The sequence below is a fragment of the Chryseobacterium lacus genome (genome assembly GCF_003336205.1).
GTDB lineage: Bacteria > Bacteroidota > Bacteroidia > Flavobacteriales > Weeksellaceae > Chryseobacterium_A > Chryseobacterium_A lacus.
In genome coordinates, this window is the sequence record NZ_QPIE01000003.1 from 94,432 (window position 1) to 113,243 (window position 18,812).

At 38.3% G+C, this 18,812-nt stretch carries 18 protein-coding genes and 2 tRNA genes; 9 read left to right on the forward strand and 11 right to left on the reverse strand.

Features of this window, described 5'->3' with window-relative positions; genetic code table 11:
- Nucleotides 1-64: 64 nt before the first annotated feature.
- Nucleotides 65-138, forward strand: a tRNA-Asn gene (locus tag DQ356_RS04300).
- 59 nt (nt 139-197) lie between these two features.
- Nucleotides 198-272, forward strand: a tRNA-Val gene (locus DQ356_RS04305).
- A gap of 52 nt (nt 273-324) precedes the next feature.
- Here the strand turns inward: DQ356_RS04305 and DQ356_RS04310 are convergent.
- Nucleotides 325-1,869 carry a glycine--tRNA ligase gene (locus DQ356_RS04310; protein ID WP_114303248.1) on the reverse strand — a complete coding sequence of 515 codons (1,545 nt, stop codon included), beginning with the start codon at nt 1,867-1,869 and terminating at the stop codon, nt 325-327.
- Nucleotides 1,870-2,057: 188 nt separating this feature from the next.
- On the opposite strand from DQ356_RS04310, the gene DQ356_RS04315 reads away from it, so the two are divergent.
- Nucleotides 2,058-2,450, forward strand: a complete 393-nt coding sequence (locus tag DQ356_RS04315; RefSeq protein ID WP_114303249.1) for a hypothetical protein — start codon at nt 2,058-2,060, stop codon at nt 2,448-2,450.
- 123 nt (nt 2,451-2,573) lie between these two features.
- Nucleotides 2,574-3,584: a quinone-dependent dihydroorotate dehydrogenase gene (locus DQ356_RS04320; RefSeq protein ID WP_114303250.1), complete on the forward strand. Its 1,011-nt coding sequence runs from the start codon at nt 2,574-2,576 to the stop codon at nt 3,582-3,584.
- Here the strand turns inward: DQ356_RS04320 and DQ356_RS04325 are convergent.
- The gene (locus tag DQ356_RS04325; RefSeq protein ID WP_114303251.1) at nt 3,577-4,821 is read right to left on the reverse strand and encodes a DUF445 domain-containing protein; all 1,245 of its coding nucleotides are present in this window, start codon (nt 4,819-4,821) and stop codon (nt 3,577-3,579) included. The two genes, DQ356_RS04320 and DQ356_RS04325, sit on opposite strands and share 8 nt — an antisense overlap.
- Before the next feature lie 143 nt (nt 4,822-4,964).
- On the opposite strand from DQ356_RS04325, the gene msrB reads away from it, so the two are divergent.
- Both msrB and DQ356_RS04335 read left to right on the forward strand, forming a co-directional pair.
- Nucleotides 4,965-5,405, forward strand: a complete 441-nt coding sequence (gene msrB / locus DQ356_RS04330) for a peptide-methionine (R)-S-oxide reductase MsrB (protein WP_228420638.1) — start codon at nt 4,965-4,967, stop codon at nt 5,403-5,405.
- Between the two features lie 106 nt (nt 5,406-5,511).
- On the forward strand, nt 5,512-6,267 hold the full coding sequence (locus tag DQ356_RS04335) for a murein L,D-transpeptidase catalytic domain family protein (RefSeq protein WP_114303252.1): 756 nt from the start codon (nt 5,512-5,514) through the stop codon (nt 6,265-6,267).
- Nucleotides 6,268-6,320: 53 nt separating this feature from the next.
- On the opposite strand, the gene DQ356_RS04340 is transcribed toward DQ356_RS04335, so the two are convergent.
- The 9 genes from DQ356_RS04340 to DQ356_RS04380 all read right to left on the reverse strand — a co-directional run bounded on the left by DQ356_RS04340 (nt 6,321) and on the right by DQ356_RS04380 (nt 16,488).
- Nucleotides 6,321-8,981: a TonB-dependent receptor domain-containing protein gene (locus tag DQ356_RS04340; protein ID WP_114303253.1), complete on the reverse strand. Its 2,661-nt coding sequence runs from the start codon at nt 8,979-8,981 to the stop codon at nt 6,321-6,323.
- 92 nt (nt 8,982-9,073) lie between these two features.
- Complete coding sequence (locus DQ356_RS04345) at nt 9,074-9,445, reverse strand: hypothetical protein (RefSeq protein WP_114303254.1); 372 nt, start codon at nt 9,443-9,445, stop codon at nt 9,074-9,076.
- Nucleotides 9,446-9,466: 21 nt separating this feature from the next.
- On the reverse strand, nt 9,467-10,126 hold the full coding sequence (locus DQ356_RS04350; protein ID WP_114303255.1) for a hypothetical protein: 660 nt from the start codon (nt 10,124-10,126) through the stop codon (nt 9,467-9,469).
- 75 nt (nt 10,127-10,201) lie between these two features.
- On the reverse strand, nt 10,202-10,888 hold the full coding sequence (locus DQ356_RS04355) for a response regulator transcription factor (RefSeq protein ID WP_114303256.1): 687 nt from the start codon (nt 10,886-10,888) through the stop codon (nt 10,202-10,204).
- A 31-nt stretch (nt 10,889-10,919) separates the two neighbouring features.
- Nucleotides 10,920-12,467, reverse strand: coding sequence for a sensor histidine kinase (locus DQ356_RS04360; protein WP_114303257.1), 1,548 nt, complete (start codon nt 12,465-12,467; stop codon nt 10,920-10,922).
- A 112-nt stretch (nt 12,468-12,579) separates the two neighbouring features.
- Nucleotides 12,580-12,948, reverse strand: a complete 369-nt coding sequence (locus DQ356_RS04365) for a hypothetical protein (RefSeq protein WP_114303258.1) — start codon at nt 12,946-12,948, stop codon at nt 12,580-12,582.
- Nucleotides 12,945-14,990 carry a S9 family peptidase gene (locus DQ356_RS04370; RefSeq protein WP_114303259.1) on the reverse strand — a complete coding sequence of 682 codons (2,046 nt, stop codon included), beginning with the start codon at nt 14,988-14,990 and terminating at the stop codon, nt 12,945-12,947. The genes DQ356_RS04365 and DQ356_RS04370 overlap by 4 nt, the downstream gene beginning before the upstream one ends.
- Nucleotides 14,991-15,073: 83 nt before the next feature.
- Nucleotides 15,074-15,814: a uroporphyrinogen-III synthase gene (locus tag DQ356_RS04375; RefSeq protein WP_114303462.1), complete on the reverse strand. Its 741-nt coding sequence runs from the start codon at nt 15,812-15,814 to the stop codon at nt 15,074-15,076.
- An 11-nt stretch (nt 15,815-15,825) separates the two neighbouring features.
- The gene (locus tag DQ356_RS04380; RefSeq protein WP_228420640.1) at nt 15,826-16,488 is read right to left on the reverse strand and encodes a DUF4271 domain-containing protein; all 663 of its coding nucleotides are present in this window, start codon (nt 16,486-16,488) and stop codon (nt 15,826-15,828) included.
- A gap of 87 nt (nt 16,489-16,575) precedes the next feature.
- Here DQ356_RS04380 and DQ356_RS04385 point away from each other — a divergent pair, with 87 nt between their 5' ends.
- The 3 genes from DQ356_RS04385 to tgt are packed head-to-tail and all read left to right on the forward strand — an operon-like array spanning nt 16,576 to nt 18,806.
- A complete protein-coding gene (locus DQ356_RS04385; protein WP_114303261.1) occupies nt 16,576-17,292 on the forward strand; it encodes a polyprenol monophosphomannose synthase in 717 nt (238 codons plus the stop codon).
- A gap of 3 nt (nt 17,293-17,295) precedes the next feature.
- A complete protein-coding gene (locus DQ356_RS04390) occupies nt 17,296-17,667 on the forward strand; it encodes a DUF4296 domain-containing protein (RefSeq protein ID WP_114303262.1) in 372 nt (123 codons plus the stop codon).
- A gap of 5 nt (nt 17,668-17,672) precedes the next feature.
- Entirely contained in the window at nt 17,673-18,806 is a 1,134-nt protein-coding gene (tgt, locus tag DQ356_RS04395) for a tRNA guanosine(34) transglycosylase Tgt (RefSeq protein ID WP_114303263.1), read from the forward strand.
- The last annotated feature ends 6 nt before the right edge of the window (nt 18,807-18,812 follow it).

The following is an 18,812-nucleotide window of genomic DNA, read 5'->3' on the forward strand; positions in this document are numbered from 1 at the left end:
AAAAAGATTTGTGCAATATTGAAAAACATATTATATTTGCACACGCTTAACAAAAGAAAAGCATTCCTCCTTAGCTCAGTTGGTTAGAGCATCTGACTGTTAATCAGAGGGTCGCTGGTTCGAGCCCAGCAGGAGGAGCAAACCATCAGAAAATTCTGATGGTTTTTTTATAGAAATTTTCTTTACTGAAGAAGTTCGGGCAGTTAGCTCAGTTGGTTTAGAGCGTTGCGTTGACATCGCAGAGGTCACTGGTTCGAATCCTGTACTGCCCACAAAAAAAGTCCCGTTATGGGACTTTTTCATTTTAATCATTTCTGAAGTTGATTAACTCAATTGAGTCAGCAGATTTCTGAAATTGGTTTTCTCATCAATAATTCTTCTTAGTTCGCTTACTGCAACCCTTTCCTGTTTCATGGTATCACGATCTCTTAACGTGACCGTATGGTCGCTTAAAGACTCATGATCTACTGTAATGCAATAAGGTGTTCCTAATGCATCATTCCTGCGGTAACGCTTTCCGATGCTGTCTTTATCTTCATAAATAAGATTGAAATCATATTTCAAATCATCAAATATTTTTTCTGCATATTCGCCTAATCCGTCTTTTTTCATCAATGGAAGAATGGCAGCTTTTACCGGAGCCAAGGCGGGAGGAAGCGAAAGAACCGTTCTTTCTGAACCATCTTCCAGAACTTCATCTTTCAGACAATTGGACATCAACGCAAGAAACAAACGGTCTAACCCAATAGAAGTTTCTACCACATACGGAACATAATTCTCATTTCTTTCCGGATCGAAATACTGAAGTTTCCGTCCGGAATGTTGTTCGTGTGCATTCAAGTCGAAATCTGTTCTGGAGTGAATTCCTTCCAGTTCTTTAAAGCCAAATGGAAATTTAAATTCGATATCCGCCGCAGCGTTGGCATAATGTGCCAGCTTTTCGTGATCGTGAAACTTATAATTTTCTTCGCCAAGTCCTAATGCCAAGTGCCAGTTGAGGCGTTTTTGCTTCCATTCTTCATAAAATTTCAATTCTGTTCCCGGAGGTACAAAAAACTGCATTTCCATCTGTTCAAATTCACGCATTCTGAATATAAACTGTCTAGCGACGATTTCATTCCGGAATGCTTTCCCAATTTGGGCAATACCGAAAGGCAGTTTGTGCCGGGAAGTTTTCTGTACGTTCAGGAAATTAACAAAAATTCCCTGCGCAGTTTCCGGACGCAGATAAAGATCCATCGCATGTTCTGCAGAAGCACCAAGTTTGGTTCCGAACATCAGATTGAACTGACGGACCTCTGTCCAGTTTTTAGAGCCTGTATCAGGATCGGCAATTTCCAGTTCTTCGATTAACGCCTTTACATCCGCCAGATCATTGTTATCAAGAGATTGTGCCATTCGCGACAGAATACTTTTTTGTTTTTCACGATAATCAATAACTCTGCTGTTAGTCGCTTCAAACTGCGCTTTGTCAAAGGCATCGCCAAACCTTTTTGCAGCTTTATCTATTTCTTTCTGCGCTTTATCTTCCAGCTTTGCACAATAATCTTCTATCAGAACATCGGCGCGAAATCTTTTTTTACTGTCTTTGTTATCAATCAGCGGATCATTAAACGCATCAACGTGGCCCGAAGCTTTCCATGTGGTAGGATGCATCAAAATTGCAGAATCAATTCCTACAATATTTTCGTTCAGCTGTACCATGGCCTTCCACCAGTACTGTTTGATGTTGTTTTTCAGTTCTGCACCATTTTGTCCGTAATCATAAACAGCAGAAAGGCCATCATAAATTTCGGAACTTGGAAAGATAAAACCGTATTCTTTTGCGTGAGACACCACTTTTTTGAAAGCATCTTCCTGTTTTGCCATAAAATATTGATTAGATGTGCAAAAATAGAGATTTTTATCCCGATTTGAAAATGAGCGCAGAAAGAAATGCATCACGACCTTTAGCTGACTACAAATGTATATATTCAAAAATAAATTAAAATCTAAAATATTTTTTTTAAATCAAATAATATAGTATATTCGCTGAATTAAAACTAAACTTTAAAGAAATGAAAGATTTTTTTATTAACAAGAAAAAGGTGATAACTTCAATTGCATTTTTATCTATACTGAGTTTAACTGTTTCCTGCGACGAAGAAAGCAGATCATCTATGGGTGATACTAATGCAGTAGTGGTAGGGAAGGCTAAACTTGATTGTAAATCAGATGATGCTTTTAAAGACGAAGTATACATTATCAAGCTCATGTCAGACACACCTGGTAAAAATAATTCAAGCAATCTCTTTTATGAATTAAATCTACCAAAAGAATATCAACAAGCTAATAAGCCGATTACCATTACTCATAGAGCCCCAACAAAAGCAGAAATGGATCTTTTTGTATCCGAAGAATGCCAAAAAGGTTCTCTTTTCTCTTATATTTATATTGAAAGTATTAAGTAAATTTATTTTTTGTAAATATTATTATTCACTTTTTCGGAATTTAAATTAAAGGCTGTATTCATACTTGAAACAGCCTTTATAAATTTACAAAAAGTTCACATATTGCTTTCTATTAATTATCCTATGTATAAAAGCATTATTCGCCCATTACTCTTTAGGCTGGATCCTGAAAAAGCACATCATCTGACCTTTTTCCTGCTTAAAAATTTCAGCTTTCTTTCGAAAATTATATACGGCAAACCTTTGCATGACAAGAGGTTGGAAAGAGAAGTTTTTGGGCTGAAGTTTAAAAACCAGGTCGGACTTGCTGCGGGTCTAGATAAAGATGCAGTCGCTTATCAGGAGCTATCGGATTTGGGATTTGGTTTTATAGAAATCGGCACTTTGACTCCCAAACCACAGCCGGGAAATGACAAAAAAAGACTGTTTCGGTTATTGGAAGATTCAGCCATTATCAACAGAATGGGTTTCAATAACGGCGGAGTAGATGCTGCTGTGGAGAAGCTCAGAAAAAATAAAGGTGTTCTCATCGGCGGAAATATTGGCAAGAACAAATCGACGCCTAATGAGGAAGCAGTGCAGGATTACCTCATCTGTTTTGAAAAACTCTTTCCATTTGTCGATTATTTTGTGGTCAATGTCAGCTCTCCCAATACACCTAATTTAAGAGCTTTACAGGAAAAAGAACCGTTAACGAAGCTTTTAGGCGAACTGCAAACTCAGAATCTTAATAAAGCAAAGGCAAAACCCATTCTACTGAAAATAGCTCCTGATCTTTCTGATGAACAACTGTTAGATATTATTGACATTGTAAGAGATACCAAGATTGCAGGCGTAATTGCAACCAATACGACGCTTTCCAGAGAAAACTTGATTTCAGAAAATAAAAAAGAGTCTGGTGGATTATCTGGCAAGCCGCTTACCAGACGTTCTACAGAAGTGATTCGTTTTCTATCGGAGAAAAGTGGAAAAGCATTTCCGATTATTGGTGTTGGCGGTATTCATTCCACCGAAGATGCCATGGAAAAACTGGAAGCAGGAGCAAGCCTCGTTCAGCTATACACCGGATTTATCTACGAAGGCCCGGAATTAATCAAGAAAATTAATCAGAAAATTCTGGAAAATATTAAATAAAAAAGTGGGTAATCGTGTAGATCACAAGTCCAACGAAACCTCCGACTAAAGTTCCGTTTACCCGAATAAACTGTAAATCTTTCCCGACTTCCAGTTCGAGTTTGTCGCTCAGGGCTTTTCCTTCCCAATTTTCCACCGTGTTGCTGATGAGTTGGCCAAACTGATGTGTATTTTTTAAGATGTATTTATAGGCCGTTACCCGAATCCAATGGTCGATTCTGTATTTCAGTTGTTCATCATGCTGAAGTTTTTGCGACCATTCTGAAATATTTTTCACGAGATAATTTTTGAAAACAGAATCATCACTTTCAAGTTCCTGAACCAAGGATTTTTTAATAGAATTCCATAAATCGCGGGAGTACTGTTGAAGCTTTTCCTCTTTTAGAAAATTACTTTTAATTTCTCGGAATTCCTGCTCCCAGATTTCACTGGTTTTGAGATCATCGGAAAACAGAAGCAGTTTAGAAGTGACTTCATTCCTTAATTGGTGTTCTGAAGACTGCTCCACTTCCTCAAAATACTCGGAAATTCCTCGGGTTATTTTTTCTGCAATTACGTTATCCACAAACTTAGGAATGAGCGCAAAACTTTCTTTCTTTACTCGTTCCTGCACCATATCCTGATTGTTGACAACATATTCCTTAATTTGTTTGGCCAGAGAAGTGATGAGTTTCTGATGATCATTTCTCCGGATAACATATTCCAAACCGCTGCCGATCATTTCATGAAGCCGGAGACCATCAGACATTTCTTTTGCTTTTTCAGAAATAAATTGAACCACCTCATCGTCATCCAAACGGTGAACAATATCGAGAAGAATATTGGAACTTTCTTTGATGAGCAGTTGTTGATTGTGATTTTTAGAAAGCCATTCTCCCACAAATACCGCAACAGCAAGTTTCTTAATATAGGGACGAATACTCTGAGGCGAAAGAAAATTAGAAACCACAAAACTCCCGAGGTTATCCCCAATTTGATCTTTTTTATTTTGAATCAGATTCGTATGGGGAATTTTTAAACCTAAAGGATGATGAAAAAGCGCGGTAACGGCAAACCAATCGGCAAGTGCACCTACCATCGCCGCTTCAGAAAAAGCCCGGAAATACCCAATCCAATGGGAATTGTCTTGTTTTTCCAGATAAGTGGTAACAATAAAAATGACTGCCATTAAAACGAAAAGCCCTGTCGCAAAGGTTTTATATTTCCTGAGTTGGTGTCTTTTTTGCTCTTCATTCATTCTGTAATGATTAAATTTGAATATTGTTGACAGAGAAATTCTCCGATTATTATATCAGAATAATGAAAATTTTATACTTCATCTTCATTTCATTTTCTCTGTTGGCATGTTCTCAGAACTATCAACCTATAAAATCATCCGATATGACCAACAACACATCAAAAAACAATCCATATTTTTCCAGAACAGATACGGCTAAAATTAACATTTCAGAAGAAGAATGGAAAAAACACCTGGATCCTGAGTTATATTACATCGCACGTCAGCAAGGCACGGAGCGCCCACACACCGGTAAATACAACGATTTTGATGAAAAAGGAACTTACTATTGTGCAGCTTGCGGAAATCATTTATTTAAAAGTACGCAGAAATTTGCCTCAACGTGCGGTTGGCCAAGTTTTTTTGAAGCCGATAAAAACGGGGTCGAGTATAAAAGAGATTCCTCCCACGGAATGGAGCGGATAGAAGTGGTTTGCAAACGCTGTTCTTCTCATTTGGGCCATGTTTTCAATGATGGGCCGCCTCCAACCGGAACACGCTATTGTATGAATTCCATTAGTTTAGATTTCGTGCCGGACAACTGATTATCATCGTTAATTTATCTTAATTAGCGTTAAATTTTTTCAATTTAAAGGATTGACAGTTATGTTTTTATACATTTGCAAAGCCAAATGATTTAACATAATATAGATGAAAAAATTAATGATAACACTGGTGGCTACTTTTGGGGTTGCTACTTCTTATATTCCTTTTGAAAATAAAAACACTGTACCCAAAGATAAAATAAGCACTTCTGAGATAACTTCTGTCAACTCTTCTTACCTCAATAAAGAAAAGTTATCTTCTGCGGAAAATTTGTATAAAAGCTTGGATTTTAAAGGTGGAAATATCTTACAATATGATGTTTTTGAAAAAGCCATCAACGGATTTCATCAGTTGAAAGAAAGCGGAAAACTGAAGGCAACTTCGGAACTTCTTACGATTTGTGATTTCTCGTTGTCATCAAACGAAAAAAGGCTGTGGATCATCAATACCGTAACCGGAGAAATACTGTTCAATACTTTGGTAGCTCACGGAAAAAATACCGGAGAAGAGTTTGCTGAGAAATTTTCAAATACAGAAAGTTCACTGCAATCCAGCATGGGTTTTTATATTACGGACCAAACTTATTTTGGAGAAAATGGTTATTCACTAAGATTGCGAGGAATGGATGCGGGTTATAATGATGCTGCCGAAAGACGTGCTGTAGTAATGCATGGCGCGGATTATGTGAGCGAAGAGTTCACAAAAAAGCACGGAAGAATCGGAAGAAGCTGGGGTTGTCCTGCGATTCCCAGAGCGTTGGCAAAATCTATTATTGATACCATAAAAGAAGAGAATTGCCTGTTCATTTATTATCCGGATCAGGAATATTTGAGTTCTTCACAATGGCTGAAAACGGTATAAAATAAAAAAGGATTTCCGTTGAGAAATCCTTTTTTTAATGCTTGAAATGAACTTTAAAACTTCACATCAAAACCTACATAAATGTGAGCCGGCATGATGGGCGCATACACCATTCCACCATCGAAATAATTTCCGAAAGGATTGGCTGCATCAATGATCGGGTTGTTCTGTGTGTAAGAAGTCAGGTTTTCACCACCGATATACACTCTCATTTTATCATTGAAATTTTTAGCAATCTGGGCATTTAATGTAGAAAAAGAACCTGAATATTTTGGCAACTGAAATTCCGAAGGATTGGTTCCCATTTCTGGAAGCAGTTGTTTTCCAACAACATTCAATGTAGTATCGAATGTCCAAAATCCACCCTTTTCATTTTTCGATGTGGTATAAGCAAGATTCAGAAAACCCCGATGTTTTGCCATAAAAGGAACTTCGCGGCGGCCGTTGGCATAATCTGCCTGAACATCATAATATTTATACGCTAACCGAACTTCAAAATTTCTGATGGGCGTGAAATCCCATTGCGTCTGAAAACTGTTGGCAAAAGAAGTTCCGTTCAAATTATAAAAGACAATTTTCTGCGCAGATTGGTCCAGATCCAACAATACCTGCTGCTGAAAATCAGTCCGGAAAAAATCGGCAACCACAGTAGATTTTCTGCCTAAAAACTGGAATTCCTGCTGAAGGCTTGCACCATAATTCCATGCAATTTCCGGCTTCAAACCATAGATTTCACCATCATTGGGAATGATTTCTATCGTTCTGTTGGATGCAAAATACCCCTGACTTTCTGCAAAAACATTGGCCGTTCTAAATCCTTTTCCAGCGGACAAACGGAGAATGGTTTTGGGCGTAAAATCATATTTGAAATTTAACCTTGGTGTAAACTGAGTTCCGGCCAGATTATGAAAATCTGTTCGGGCTCCTGCTACCAGTGTATAATTCGTTCCTGTGAGCGTATATTCAAAGAACAATCCGGGAACGGTTTCGGTGCGTTTGAAATTTTGAGAAAGATAATCTTCATCATAGTTATCGTAGAGAAAACTTGCTCCGGTTTTGTACTTATGATTCGTGTTTCCGAAGATACTTTCAAAAATAAGATTGGAATAAAAAGTCTTTTGTTTTCCAAAATAGTCTCTCAATCCGAAGAAACTGTCCTGCTGATGGTACGTAAACTGATTCATCCAGCCAATACTCTGATATGGTTTTCCCTCAAAAATATGGCCGGTTTTGTTCCAAACCTGAAATCTGGAAATATCAATTCCGACACCATAATTCGGCTGAGAAATTTGAGGTTTTTGCCAATCAAAATCAACTTGCCCCGCTTTTCTTTTATCCTGAAGAAAATTGATTCCAAAATGGGTAGCCCATCCTGAGTGATCAAGATCGGTATAATTCAAGAGATAAGTTGCATTCAGCTGTGTTCCGGTTGGCTGATCCAAAAACCCGTCATTATTATGATCCGATTTTACCAAAGTTCCGTTGCCGTGAAGCAAAATACTTTGACTCCAGTGCTGTGTTAAATTAGAAGTATGGGTAATATTCGCTTCAGTTCTCGCATTAGAATCTGCAAAAATATTCAAAGAGGTTTCAGGTTCTTTACTGTGTTTCAGAAGTTCAGTATTAATTTGGCCTGTGATGCTTTCATATCCGTTGGTGACGGTGCTTCCGCCTTTGGTAAGCTGAATTCCTCCAATCCACCTTCCGGGAATAAAATTGAGTCCGTAAGGTGACGCCAAACCGCGAATTTCGGGCAGCAATTCCTTAGTAAGAGAAGTATATTTCTGATCCAAACCCAGCATTTTGAGCTGTTTCGTTCCCGTTACGGCATTGCTATAGGAAACATCAACTGTGGCATTGGTTTCAAAACTTTCAGATAAATTACAACAGGCGGCTTTCAAAAGTTCTTTTCCGCTGATATTAAAAGTCAGTCCAACATCTTTTCTGCTCAGCGCTGTAGCGTCCCTTTCCTTAATAACTGTTACTCCTTCAATGCTGTTGTCATAATGTTCCGGATGATCAGAAAAATCTTTTCGGGCAACAGATTCCGAAGGTTGTTCATCGATATGTACCAGCGGATTTTTTTCGCCAAAAGCCAGCGTCCGGCTGTACACACAACAGGCCGGCAAATCTTTGTACGCTTTTTCTGTTGACTGAAACATTTCATTATCATGCCCAACATCCGCAATTTTCTTTAAAATGGCTTCAGCAGATGTCTTAGAAGGATCCAGTTGCAATGTAATCTTCTGAGTAGGAGCATCCCAAACTGCGACATCTGCACCCGCATCTAAAGCTGCTTTTTCAATCCTGTTTTTGCAGGACACACAGTTTCCTTTTACGAAGTATTGAAGTTCGGAATCTTTCTTTTCAGTTTTCAGGAAAGAGGGTTGCCGTTCATAATGGCAGCAATCGGGTAAGTTATTGTACGTTTCCTGAGTTGTGCTGTATCGTTCGTTATCATGTCCGGCGTCGGCAATTTTCTTCAATACAGTATCGAGGTTGGTTTCGCTTTCGTTAAATTCAACATTAAGAATTTTAGTGGAAGCACTCCAGTTTGCCGTTTTTGCTCCGGCTTTTTTGGCGGTAGTTTCTATGCGTTCTTTACACATTCCGCATTCGCCTTTTACCAGAACTGCGTGAGTAACATTTTGTGCAAAGATAAAATTGGCAGCGAATAACACTATGATTAGTAAGCTCTTATATAATAATTTCATTGTAAAATAGGTTTAATTTATAAAATAAATATCCCAAAAAAAGTCTTCTCAACTGTTGAAGGAAGCACATAATTTTGGCTATCAATAAAAAATTAAACTATTTTAGGAGGATGCCAGATTTTGGAATTAACATCCAAAATTTCGGGAGTAATATAAGCGAACGCCTTTTTTTCGACAGGTAAAACCCTGAGAATATCCGTTGAGAATCCCGAAATAGGAACGGAAAAAAAAGCAATATGAAGATGACAGGCAGTACAGGTAAGGCATCCTTCACAGGAATGTTCTTTACTGCCTGAATCGTGACATGGTTTTTCCTGAGTTTCCTGTGAGGACTGACAACAGTCTTTCGAATCTGAATCTGCAATACAGCATATCGATTCTGCTTGGGCAAAAAGCATCTGTTTGGGTGTAATAAATAAACCCAAAGCAAAAATCAACAGGAAAATACTCAGTTTCTTTGCCATTGATTTGCAAAGTTACAATTTTTATTTTAAAGGTGCGCCTACAGCAATATCACATCGGTGGCCGGGTTCTCCATGTGGAGGATTCATTCCTGGTGCGGTGCTGGCAGTAGCTGCCTTTTCTGCAACAGGAGCTGGATTGGAAACCGGAGTAATGGTTTGTGTTTGTTGCGGTGCTGTTGCAGGTTTAGCTGGCGCACTGTTCAAAGGAGCTCCTACGGCAATATCGCAACGGTGGCCGGGTTCACCATGTGGTGGATTCATTCCGGGCGCAGTTTTTTTCGCTGTGGGTTGTGGAGCGGGTTGTGGAGCCGGAGCCGGTGTGGGAACTGCAACAGGAGCTGGAGCATTAACGCTTCTGGATTGTGCTAAGGGATTGGTATTGAAACCGCCTCCAGTTGCTGCAACAGGTGCCTGAGTAACAGAAGGAGCTGAATTGAGCGGAGCACCAACCGGAATATCACAACGGTGTCCCGGTTGTCCGTGTTCAGGATTTAAACCGGAAGCTGAATTGGCCGCAACGGTATTTGCTTCGCCCCGTGTATTGACCATAGCAGAATCTACAGTTAATGAATCATTGGATGTAACAGCGTTTTCATTGGCTGTTGTATTGGTTGTTTGATCTTTAGAACAAGCAGTAAGAAGTAATCCTGATGCAAGAAAAATATTTAAATAGTTTTTCATTATATTTTAAATTTAAAAAGTAAAAGCATCAAATTTAGCAAAATTTTACAAATGATGCTTTTAAAACAAAGGAAGTTAATGTTTTACGAGGAGCCTGAATCCTTCACCGTGAACATTGATGATCTCCAGCCCATCATCATCTTTCAGCAGTTTGCGAAGCTTGGCAATGTAAACATCCATACTTCTGGCGGTGAAATAATTTTCTTTTTTCCAGATTTTTCTTAGAGCCAGATCTCTGGGCATAAAATCATTGCGGTGAATACAAAGTAATTTCAGCAATTCATTTTCTTTGGGAGAGAGTTTATATTCATTATCGCCTACTCTGAGTTGCCGCAGCATGGAATCGAAATAAATATTACTCATTTTGAACTGTTCTTGCTCTTCATTTTCAATCGTGCTGCTGCGCTGCAGAATCGCTTTTATTTTATAAAGAAGCAATTCGGTATCAAAAGGTTTGGTAATATAATCGTCTGCCCCAATTTGATATCCGCGCAAAATATCTTCTCTCAGATTCTTAGCCGTAAGGAAAATAATAGGGGTGTTTTTATCAATTTTTTTCACATCTTCTGCCAAGCTGAAACCGTCTTTTTTGGGCATCATCACATCGAAAATACAAATATCGTATTCATTTTCCGTGAATTCTTTCAGGCCTTGTTCTCCGTCGGTCGCGAGTGTTACTTCAAAATTATTAATGGTTAAATAATCTTTCAGTACAGCACCGAAGCTTTGGTCGTCTTCTACTAATAAAATCCTGTTGTTCATTTTATTTTGTTTTTGTTATTCTTAATTTAGGTTACGACGTCATGGGCAATTTCAGTGTAAAGGTACTTCCTTTTCCTTTGTGCGATTCCACCAGAATTTGTCCCTTATGAAGCTCTACTATTTTTTTTACATAGGAAAGTCCTAGTCCCTGTCCTTTTACATTATGAATATTTCCCGTCTCCTCTCGAAAGAATTTTTCAAAAATTTTCTTTTTATTATCGCTGTCCAATCCAATTCCTTTATCCGAAATTTCGATGATATACCAGTGATTGTCGCTTTTGGTTTTCACCGAGATTTCGGGTACTTCCGGTGAATATTTATTGGCATTATCCAAAAGATTGATGAGCGCATTGGAAATATGGAATTCATCTACTTTTACGATGTAACGGTCGGCGGTAAATTCCTGAGTTATCGTGCCGTCACGCTGCGCAACGATGAGGCTGAAACTTTCTGTAATTTCCCGGATTAAATTTCTGAGATTGGTTTCTTTCAGAAAAAGCTGAACCTCATTTCTTTCCAGTTTGCTCATGTTCAGGACATTTTCTATCTGCTTTTTCATCCTGAGATTTTCCTGCTTAATCAGATGTGAATAATATTTTACCTTCTCAGGATTATTGGAAATTTTGTCATTGGCAAGCGAATCCGTCGCTACTGAAATCGTGGCTAAAGGTGTTTTGAACTCATGTGACATGTTATTGATGAAATCCGTTTTTACCTCAGCTATTTTCTTTTGTTTCATCATATAATTGATGGAAATGATATAAATTCCTAAGATCGTGAGAAGCGACAGAAATGTTCCCAATAGCATGGGCAAATTATTTTTCGCCAAAGAATATCCTTTCCTCGGGAAGACTAACGCCAGACTATATTGGATCTGATCATTACTGTCCAGATACAACGGGAAAGAATAGCTGTCGGCATTTTTTTCGTCTTTATAAATACTGCTTGCGACTGTGGTAAGCTGATCTTTACTATCAATTATTCCATAACCGAATTTGGTATCTATTCCCTTCATTTTCAATTCTCTGGAAACCAAAGAATCAATGCTGTTTTGATCCACTCTTTGATCTATTGGCAGATCTTTTACATTAAGCTGAGCAAATTCGCGGAAATTGAATTCACCACTTTCAATCTGTGAATTTTGTTCTGCAGTAAGCAACTCGGGTGTATTCTGATTTTTTTTGATGGTAATCAAAGCCTCATCAGTGTACATTTTGGTAAGATTCAAACTATCACCTTGCGGAGAAATCGGAATACTCTGTTTTTCAATGATATTTTTATAAGTTGTGATTTGCCTTTTACTTGCCGAATCTTCCACCGTTTGAATGAGCGTAAGTGTAGGCTGATCCGCATTTGCGATCGCTTCCTGATCGAAATTCTTGTATCGGGCGTAGTATTTCTCTACTTCCTGATCATTTATTTTTTTGACAGAGGACTCTAATGCGGCGTGAACTTTATTGGAGAAGTCCTGTTCCAATGCCTCATAATATCCTTTGAGCCAATAAAATTGCAGTGTGACAAAGACGATTAAAGAAATCGTCATAAACACCGAAATGATAGGGATGAATTTATTGTTCATTCAAAAATTAAATTCAAATGTTAAAATTACTGATTTTAACAATATAAAAACAGATAATGCGACAATATATTGTACATATTGTTTCAAAAAAATGATTTTTAACAGATATTTTCTATTCCAGTATTGAAATATCTTCGGGAAACAGCTCTTCATCCACGAAATACTGAATGATGGCTTTCTTCATCAGAATCTGCTGCTCATTCGGTTTCAATTCCGGAAGCACATCCAAAGTTTCGAAATGGGGATAACCATCGTCATCATAATGAGAAAACCGATAATATCCGAAAGGTTCCAAAAGCCGGCAAACCGCAATATGAATGAGGTTTAATTTGTCGTCTTTAGAATATTTTTGTTTTCCACTGCCCAGCTCCTGAATGCCGATAAGGAAAAGCAGGGTATCTATTGTAGGGTGTTTTTCGGTATCAAAATTTTCCTGGAAAAAACGTTCTACTTCTTTCCAGAGTTCTGTTTCGTTCTTCATTTTTTATTTTCTAATTTTAGCAAAAATGCAAATTCCAAGGCATCTTCTTTCAGGCTTTCAAACCGTCCGCTGGCTCCCCCATGACCTGAACTCATGTCGGTTTTAAACAGTAAAATGTTATCGTTGGTTTTTAATTCACGAAGCTTACAAACCCATTTTGCAGGTTCCCAATATTGTACTTGCGAATCATGAAAACCAGTTGTAATCAGAATATTAGGATATTTTCTCGGTTCTACATTATCATAAGGCGAATAAGATTTAATGTAGTGATAATACTCCTCCTCTTTGGGATTTCCCCATTCGTCAAATTCTCCCGTCGTCAACGGAATTGTTTCATCCAGCATAGTGGTTACCACATCTACAAAAGGTACCTGAGCGATAATTCCGTTAAAAAGTTCCGGCTCCATATTCATGACAGCTCCTACCAAAAGTCCGCCTGCACTTCCGCCCATCGCATAAAGATGGGCAGATGAGGTGTAACTTTCTGTAATGAGAAATTTCGCCGCATCTATAAAATCATAAAAAGTATTCTTTTTACGGAGCATTTTTCCGTCTTCATACCAGGTTCTGCCCAGATATTCACCGCCTCGAATATGTGCAATGGCATAAACAAAACCCCGGTCTAAAAGAGACAATCTTACGTTAGAAAAACTCGCATCTACCGTATGCCCATAACTTCCGTAGCCATATAAAAGCAGTGGAGTTTCAGGAGATTTTTGTGTGTTTTTGCGATACACCAGTGAAATCGGCACTTTAGTAACTCCATCCCGGGATGGTGCCCATATTCTCTCAGAAATATAATTTCCCGGATGAAAATCTCCGCCCAAAACTTCCTGCTGTTTCAGAAGTATTGTGGTTTTCTTGTCCATATCATATTCAAATGAAGCATTCGGTTGGGTCAAAGAAGTATAACCATAACGGAGCTTGGTGGTATCAAATTCCAGATTAATTCCGATAAATGCGGTGTAAGCCGGATCAGAAAACTCCAGATAATGAGAATTTCCAGTCATCTGATTGATTATATTAATCTGCAAAAGGCCTCCTTTTCTTTCTTCCAATACCAAATGTTGGGCAAAAATCTCAAAACCTTCCAATAAAATTTCTTGACGGTGAGGGATAATTTCTTTCCAGAATTTCATTTCACAATGATCTACGGAAGTTTTCACCAATTTGAAATTGAAAGCATCTTGCGCATTCGTAATGATGTAGAAATCGTTTTGGTAATGTTCAATGGAATATTCCAGATTTTCTTTTCGTCGCTGTACTATTTTCCAATCTGCAAAAACCTGATCTGCAGGTATAAATCGATGTTCATCCGACACTGTACTTGAACTGCCAATAAAAATGTATTTCAGCGATTTTGTTTTGTAAACATTTACATCAAAAGCTTCATCTTTTTCATGAAAAATCAGAACATCCTGAGAAGAATCGGTTCCCAACTCGTGCCGAAAAACCTGAAATGCGCGAAGGTTTTTGTCTTTCCGGATATAGAAGAAATGTTGGTTATCATTAGCCCAAACGACTTTTCCGGTGGTATTCTCAATATTATCGGGTAAAAGTTCTCCTGTTTTCAGATTTTTGATTTGAATGGTATAAATTCTTCTTCCGACTGTATCGGTAGAAAAGGCAGCCAATTCATTATCAGTGCTTACGGCAGCACTTCCGAAATCAAAATAAGAATGTCCTTCCGCAAGAAGGTTGGTATCGAACATCAGTTCTTCCGTCTGATCTAAAGAAAGATATTTACGGCAAAATAAGGGATATTCTTTATTCTCTTCGTAACGGACGATATACCAATAATCATTGAAAAAATAAGGAATACTTTCGTCATCTTTTTTGTAGCGGGATTTCATTTCCTCATACAGCGCTTCCTGAAGCTCGATAGTATCCTTCATCATGAAAGCGGCGTATTCATTCTCCTGTTCCAGATATCGGACCGTTTCAGGATTTTCTCTTTCGTTCAGCCAGAAATAATGATCAATACGTTGATCGCCATGGGTTTCCAGAACTTTTTTTATTTTTTGCGCTACGGGAGCTTTCATTTAAAAAATTTAGAAATCAAAATTATAATAAAAAAGCCATCTTTTCACACTGAAAAGACGGCTATTGGCTTATTTTTAGGAAATTATTTACCTAAACCTCTGATATATTTTTCTATTGCCATCGTCATGGAAGGGTTTTCCTTGGTAGGTGCCATTACATTCACTACCAATCCGGATTCTTCCGCAGCACTTTGTGTCGTGGTGCCGAAAACGCCAATTTTGGTTTTGCCTTGCTTAAAATTTTCAAAATTTTGAAATAGCGAACGAATCCCTTGTGGACTGAAGAAAACGAGCATATCGTAATCTTCAATATTAATATCCGACAAATCCGAACAAACAGTTCGGTACATGATGGATCTGGTCCAGTCAATATTGGCTTTATCCAGCGTTACCGGAATATCAGGACTCATGACATCTGAGGTAGGAATAAGATACTTTTCGGAAGGATATTTCTTAAAAAGAGGAGCCAGATCGGCAAAATTCTTTTCTCCAAAACTGATTTTTCTTTTTCTGTAAATGATGTGTTTCTGAAGGTAATTGGCAACAGCCTCGCTTTGGCAGATATACCTCATAGAATCCGGCACGCTAAAGCGCATTTCCTCTGCCAACCGGAAATAATGATCGATTGCGTTTTTGCTGGTAAAGATAATCCCCGTGTAATGGGAAAGATCTATTTTCTGCGTCCTCAGTTCTTTATTGTCTACCCCTTCTACGTGAATAAAAGGCCTGAAGTCTATTTTTATTTTCTCTTTTTTTGCCATTTCCAGATAAGGAGAAGATTCATTAGGAGCAGGCTGAGATACAAGAATAGATTTTATTTTCATTTCAATTTTTCTTAAAAAAACAACAGTTTCCACAGTGCCAACAATGGCACAAATTGGAGGGTGCAAATATACAAAATTTTATAATACCATTCTGACGGGAAAACCTTCTGAGGGTGAAACAGATAGAACAGATTTTTAAATGCAAAAATACAGCAAAGGCCCAAAATATAATATGGAAATACTTCTGCCTTATTGATACCGAAGTAATAATGAACAATAATGAGAGCCATGAGGATCAGCGAAACCACAAAGTAAAACTTCGTCGCAGCAAAATAAAATAAAGGCCATTTTCTGGAATCAGCGATACTTTGGTAAAACAAATAACTGAGAATCATTCTGCCGAAATAGAACAAAAAAACACTCAGCATCGTATAGCCAATTTTATTCAACTGATATCCAAGAATTTCTTTCTCAGCAACGATTTGTGGTACAAATGGAATATATTGAGAAACCAATACCGACAAAGAGATACAGTACACCAATGAAACAATCATCCAGCTCAAGATTTGATTGCTGGAATCCTCAAACGGCTGCAAAAGAAATTCTCTGATAGTAGCATCCCGTTGCAGCGAAATAATCATGAATAAGTACAGAAAACCACACCCGAGCAATATAAAGATAACCCAGTCGTTATTTTCCGGAATTCTGATGGTGCTGATGATATTCAGTGCCAATATCAAAGGTATTTTTTTTGCAAAAGTAGAGATTATTTTAAACACCCTAAATAGCAAAAGTGGAAATACGCTATCTTTGCACCTGAAATGAAGAAACTCGTCATCATACCTACTTATAACGAAAAAGAAAACATCCGAAACATCATTGAAGCGGTGTTTGCTTTGCAGCAGGAATATCATATTCTGGTAGTGGACGATTCTTCTCCCGACGGCACTTCCGAGATTGTAAGAAATCTTCAGGAGTATTATCCGGGAGAACTTTATTTGAGTGTAAGAAAAGTAAAAGACGGATTGGGAAAAGCATACATTCATGGATTTCAATGGGCTTTGAAAAATAATTACGATTACATTTTTGAAATGGATGCCGATTTTTCACACGACCCAAAAGACCTTCCCAAACTTTTTGAAGCCTGCAAAAAAGGCGGAATGAGTGTGGGTTCCCGGTATTGCAATGGCGTAAATGTCGTAAACTGGCCTATGGGAAGGGTGTTGCTTTCTTATTTCGCCTCGCGTTATGTCCGGTTTGTTCTGGGAATTCCTGTGTATGATACTACGGCAGGTTTTGTTTGTTTTTCGCGGGAAACTCTCCAAAAAATCGGGCTTCATAAAATAAAACTGAAAGGTTACGGTTTTCAGGTAGAGATGAAATTCAGAGCGTACAAAAAAGGAGTGAAAATTATCGAAGTGCCAATTATTTTTACCAACAGAGTGCAGGGAGAAAGCAAAATGAATGGCGGCATTATTGGTGAAGCTATTTTCGGAGTGCTTAATTTGAAATGGAAATCGCTGATCAACAGATTATAATTCATGAAAAAGCAACTCATATTCCTATTTCTGATTTTAATCACAACAGCATGTACCGAATATGTGGACGTGCCGGAAAAGCCACTTTCAAAAAACCAAATGGCAGAAATAATAGCCGAAATGACCCTCCGCCAACAGGAACTTCTGGCTGAACCCGGAAGTAAAATGCAGAAAGAAACTCAGGAGATTTTGAAAAAACACAAGATAAAAGCAGAAGATTTTACAGAAAGTTACAAATATTACATCATGAAAAAGGAAATGGATGAGGTTCTGATCAAAGCTCAGGACATTATTCTGAAAGAACATCCTGATGCCAAAAAATTCGTCGAAAAGAAACTGAAAGGAAATCCTGAAATCACCTCTGCTCCAAGATAAAATATATGCAGCCATTTTTTGAAATAGAAAAAAAAACAGAAAGCAAAGCCAGAGCGGGAGTCATTTCTACCAGCCATGGCCAGATTCAAACACCGATTTTCATGCCCGTCGGAACAGTAGCTTCCGTAAAAACGGTCCATCAGCACGAGCTGAAAGAGGACATCAAAGCTGAAATCATTCTCGGAAATACCTATCACCTTTATTTGCGGCCCGGAATGGAAGTGATGCAAAATGCAGGCGGACTTCACCAATTTATGAAATGGGACCTTCCTATCCTCACGGATTCCGGTGGTTATCAGGTTTTCTCGCTTTCCGATTCAAGGAAAATGACGGAAGAAGGTGTTAAATTTAAATCTCATATCGACGGAAGCTTTCACTTTATTTCTCCGGAAAAATCGATGGAAATCCAAAGACAAATTGGTGCGGATATTTTCATGGCTTTTGATGAATGTACGCCTTATCCGTGTGAATACAATCAGGCAAAAACCTCAATGGAACTCACCCATCGCTGGTTGAAGAGATGCATCAGTTGGTGCGGAGAAAATCCCGAACTTTATGGTCATAAACAACATTTGTTCCCTATTGTTCAGGGTTCAGTATATTCAGATTTAAGGAAAATTTCTGCCGAGGTGATTTCAGAAGCAGATGCTATCGGAAATGCCATTGGCGGACTGTCTGTTGGCGAGCCAGAAGAAGAAATGTACCGCATCACCGATATTGTAACCGATATTTTACCGGTAGCAAAACCAAGATATTTAATGGGTGTAGGAACGCCATGGAATATTTTGGAATCCATCGGTTTGGGAATTGATATGATGGACTGCGTTATGCCGACCCGAAATGCGCGAAATGCAATGCTCTTCACCTGGAACGGGGTGATGAACATGAAAAACGAAAAGTGGAAAAATGATTTCTCCGACCTGGATGAATTCGGAACCAGCTTTGTAGACAGAGAATACTCGAAAGCGTATGTAAGGCATCTTTTTATTGCCAAAGAATATCTGGCCAAGCAAATAGCATCTATTCATAACTTGGCATTCTATCTGGATCTGGTGAAAACTGCGCGCCAACATATCGTTGCAGGAGATTTTTATGAATGGAAAGATTCTGTTACGCCGGCGCTCAGACAACGTTTATAAAACATC

What these genes read in the sequence shown, in the direction of transcription:
- DQ356_RS04350 (WP_114303255.1), bottom strand. Translation starts at nt 10,126, where the DNA reads ATGAAAAACTATTTAAATATTTTTCTTGCATCAGGATTACTTCTTACT.
- DQ356_RS04385 (WP_114303261.1), top strand. Translation starts at nt 16,576, where the DNA reads ATGAAGAAACTCGTCATCATACCTACTTATAACGAAAAAGAAAACATC.
- DQ356_RS04370 (WP_114303259.1), bottom strand. Translation starts at nt 14,990, where the DNA reads ATGAAAGCTCCCGTAGCGCAAAAAATAAAAAAAGTTCTGGAAACCCAT.
- DQ356_RS04315 (WP_114303249.1), top strand. Translation starts at nt 2,058, where the DNA reads ATGAAAGATTTTTTTATTAACAAGAAAAAGGTGATAACTTCAATTGCA.
- DQ356_RS04345 (WP_114303254.1), bottom strand. Translation starts at nt 9,445, where the DNA reads ATGGCAAAGAAACTGAGTATTTTCCTGTTGATTTTTGCTTTGGGTTTA.
- msrB (WP_228420638.1), top strand. Translation starts at nt 4,965, where the DNA reads ATGACCAACAACACATCAAAAAACAATCCATATTTTTCCAGAACAGAT.
- DQ356_RS04340 (WP_114303253.1), bottom strand. Translation starts at nt 8,981, where the DNA reads ATGAAATTATTATATAAGAGCTTACTAATCATAGTGTTATTCGCTGCC.
- DQ356_RS04335 (WP_114303252.1), top strand. Translation starts at nt 5,512, where the DNA reads ATGAAAAAATTAATGATAACACTGGTGGCTACTTTTGGGGTTGCTACT.
- DQ356_RS04355 (WP_114303256.1), bottom strand. Translation starts at nt 10,888, where the DNA reads ATGAACAACAGGATTTTATTAGTAGAAGACGACCAAAGCTTCGGTGCT.
- DQ356_RS04375 (WP_114303462.1), bottom strand. Translation starts at nt 15,814, where the DNA reads ATGAAAATAAAATCTATTCTTGTATCTCAGCCTGCTCCTAATGAATCT.
- tgt (WP_114303263.1), top strand. Translation starts at nt 17,673, where the DNA reads ATGCAGCCATTTTTTGAAATAGAAAAAAAAACAGAAAGCAAAGCCAGA.
- DQ356_RS04365 (WP_114303258.1), bottom strand. Translation starts at nt 12,948, where the DNA reads ATGAAGAACGAAACAGAACTCTGGAAAGAAGTAGAACGTTTTTTCCAG.
- DQ356_RS04310 (WP_114303248.1), bottom strand. Translation starts at nt 1,869, where the DNA reads ATGGCAAAACAGGAAGATGCTTTCAAAAAAGTGGTGTCTCACGCAAAA.
- DQ356_RS04360 (WP_114303257.1), bottom strand. Translation starts at nt 12,467, where the DNA reads ATGAACAATAAATTCATCCCTATCATTTCGGTGTTTATGACGATTTCT.
- DQ356_RS04325 (WP_114303251.1), bottom strand. Translation starts at nt 4,821, where the DNA reads ATGAATGAAGAGCAAAAAAGACACCAACTCAGGAAATATAAAACCTTT.
- DQ356_RS04320 (WP_114303250.1), top strand. Translation starts at nt 2,574, where the DNA reads ATGTATAAAAGCATTATTCGCCCATTACTCTTTAGGCTGGATCCTGAA.
- DQ356_RS04390 (WP_114303262.1), top strand. Translation starts at nt 17,296, where the DNA reads ATGAAAAAGCAACTCATATTCCTATTTCTGATTTTAATCACAACAGCA.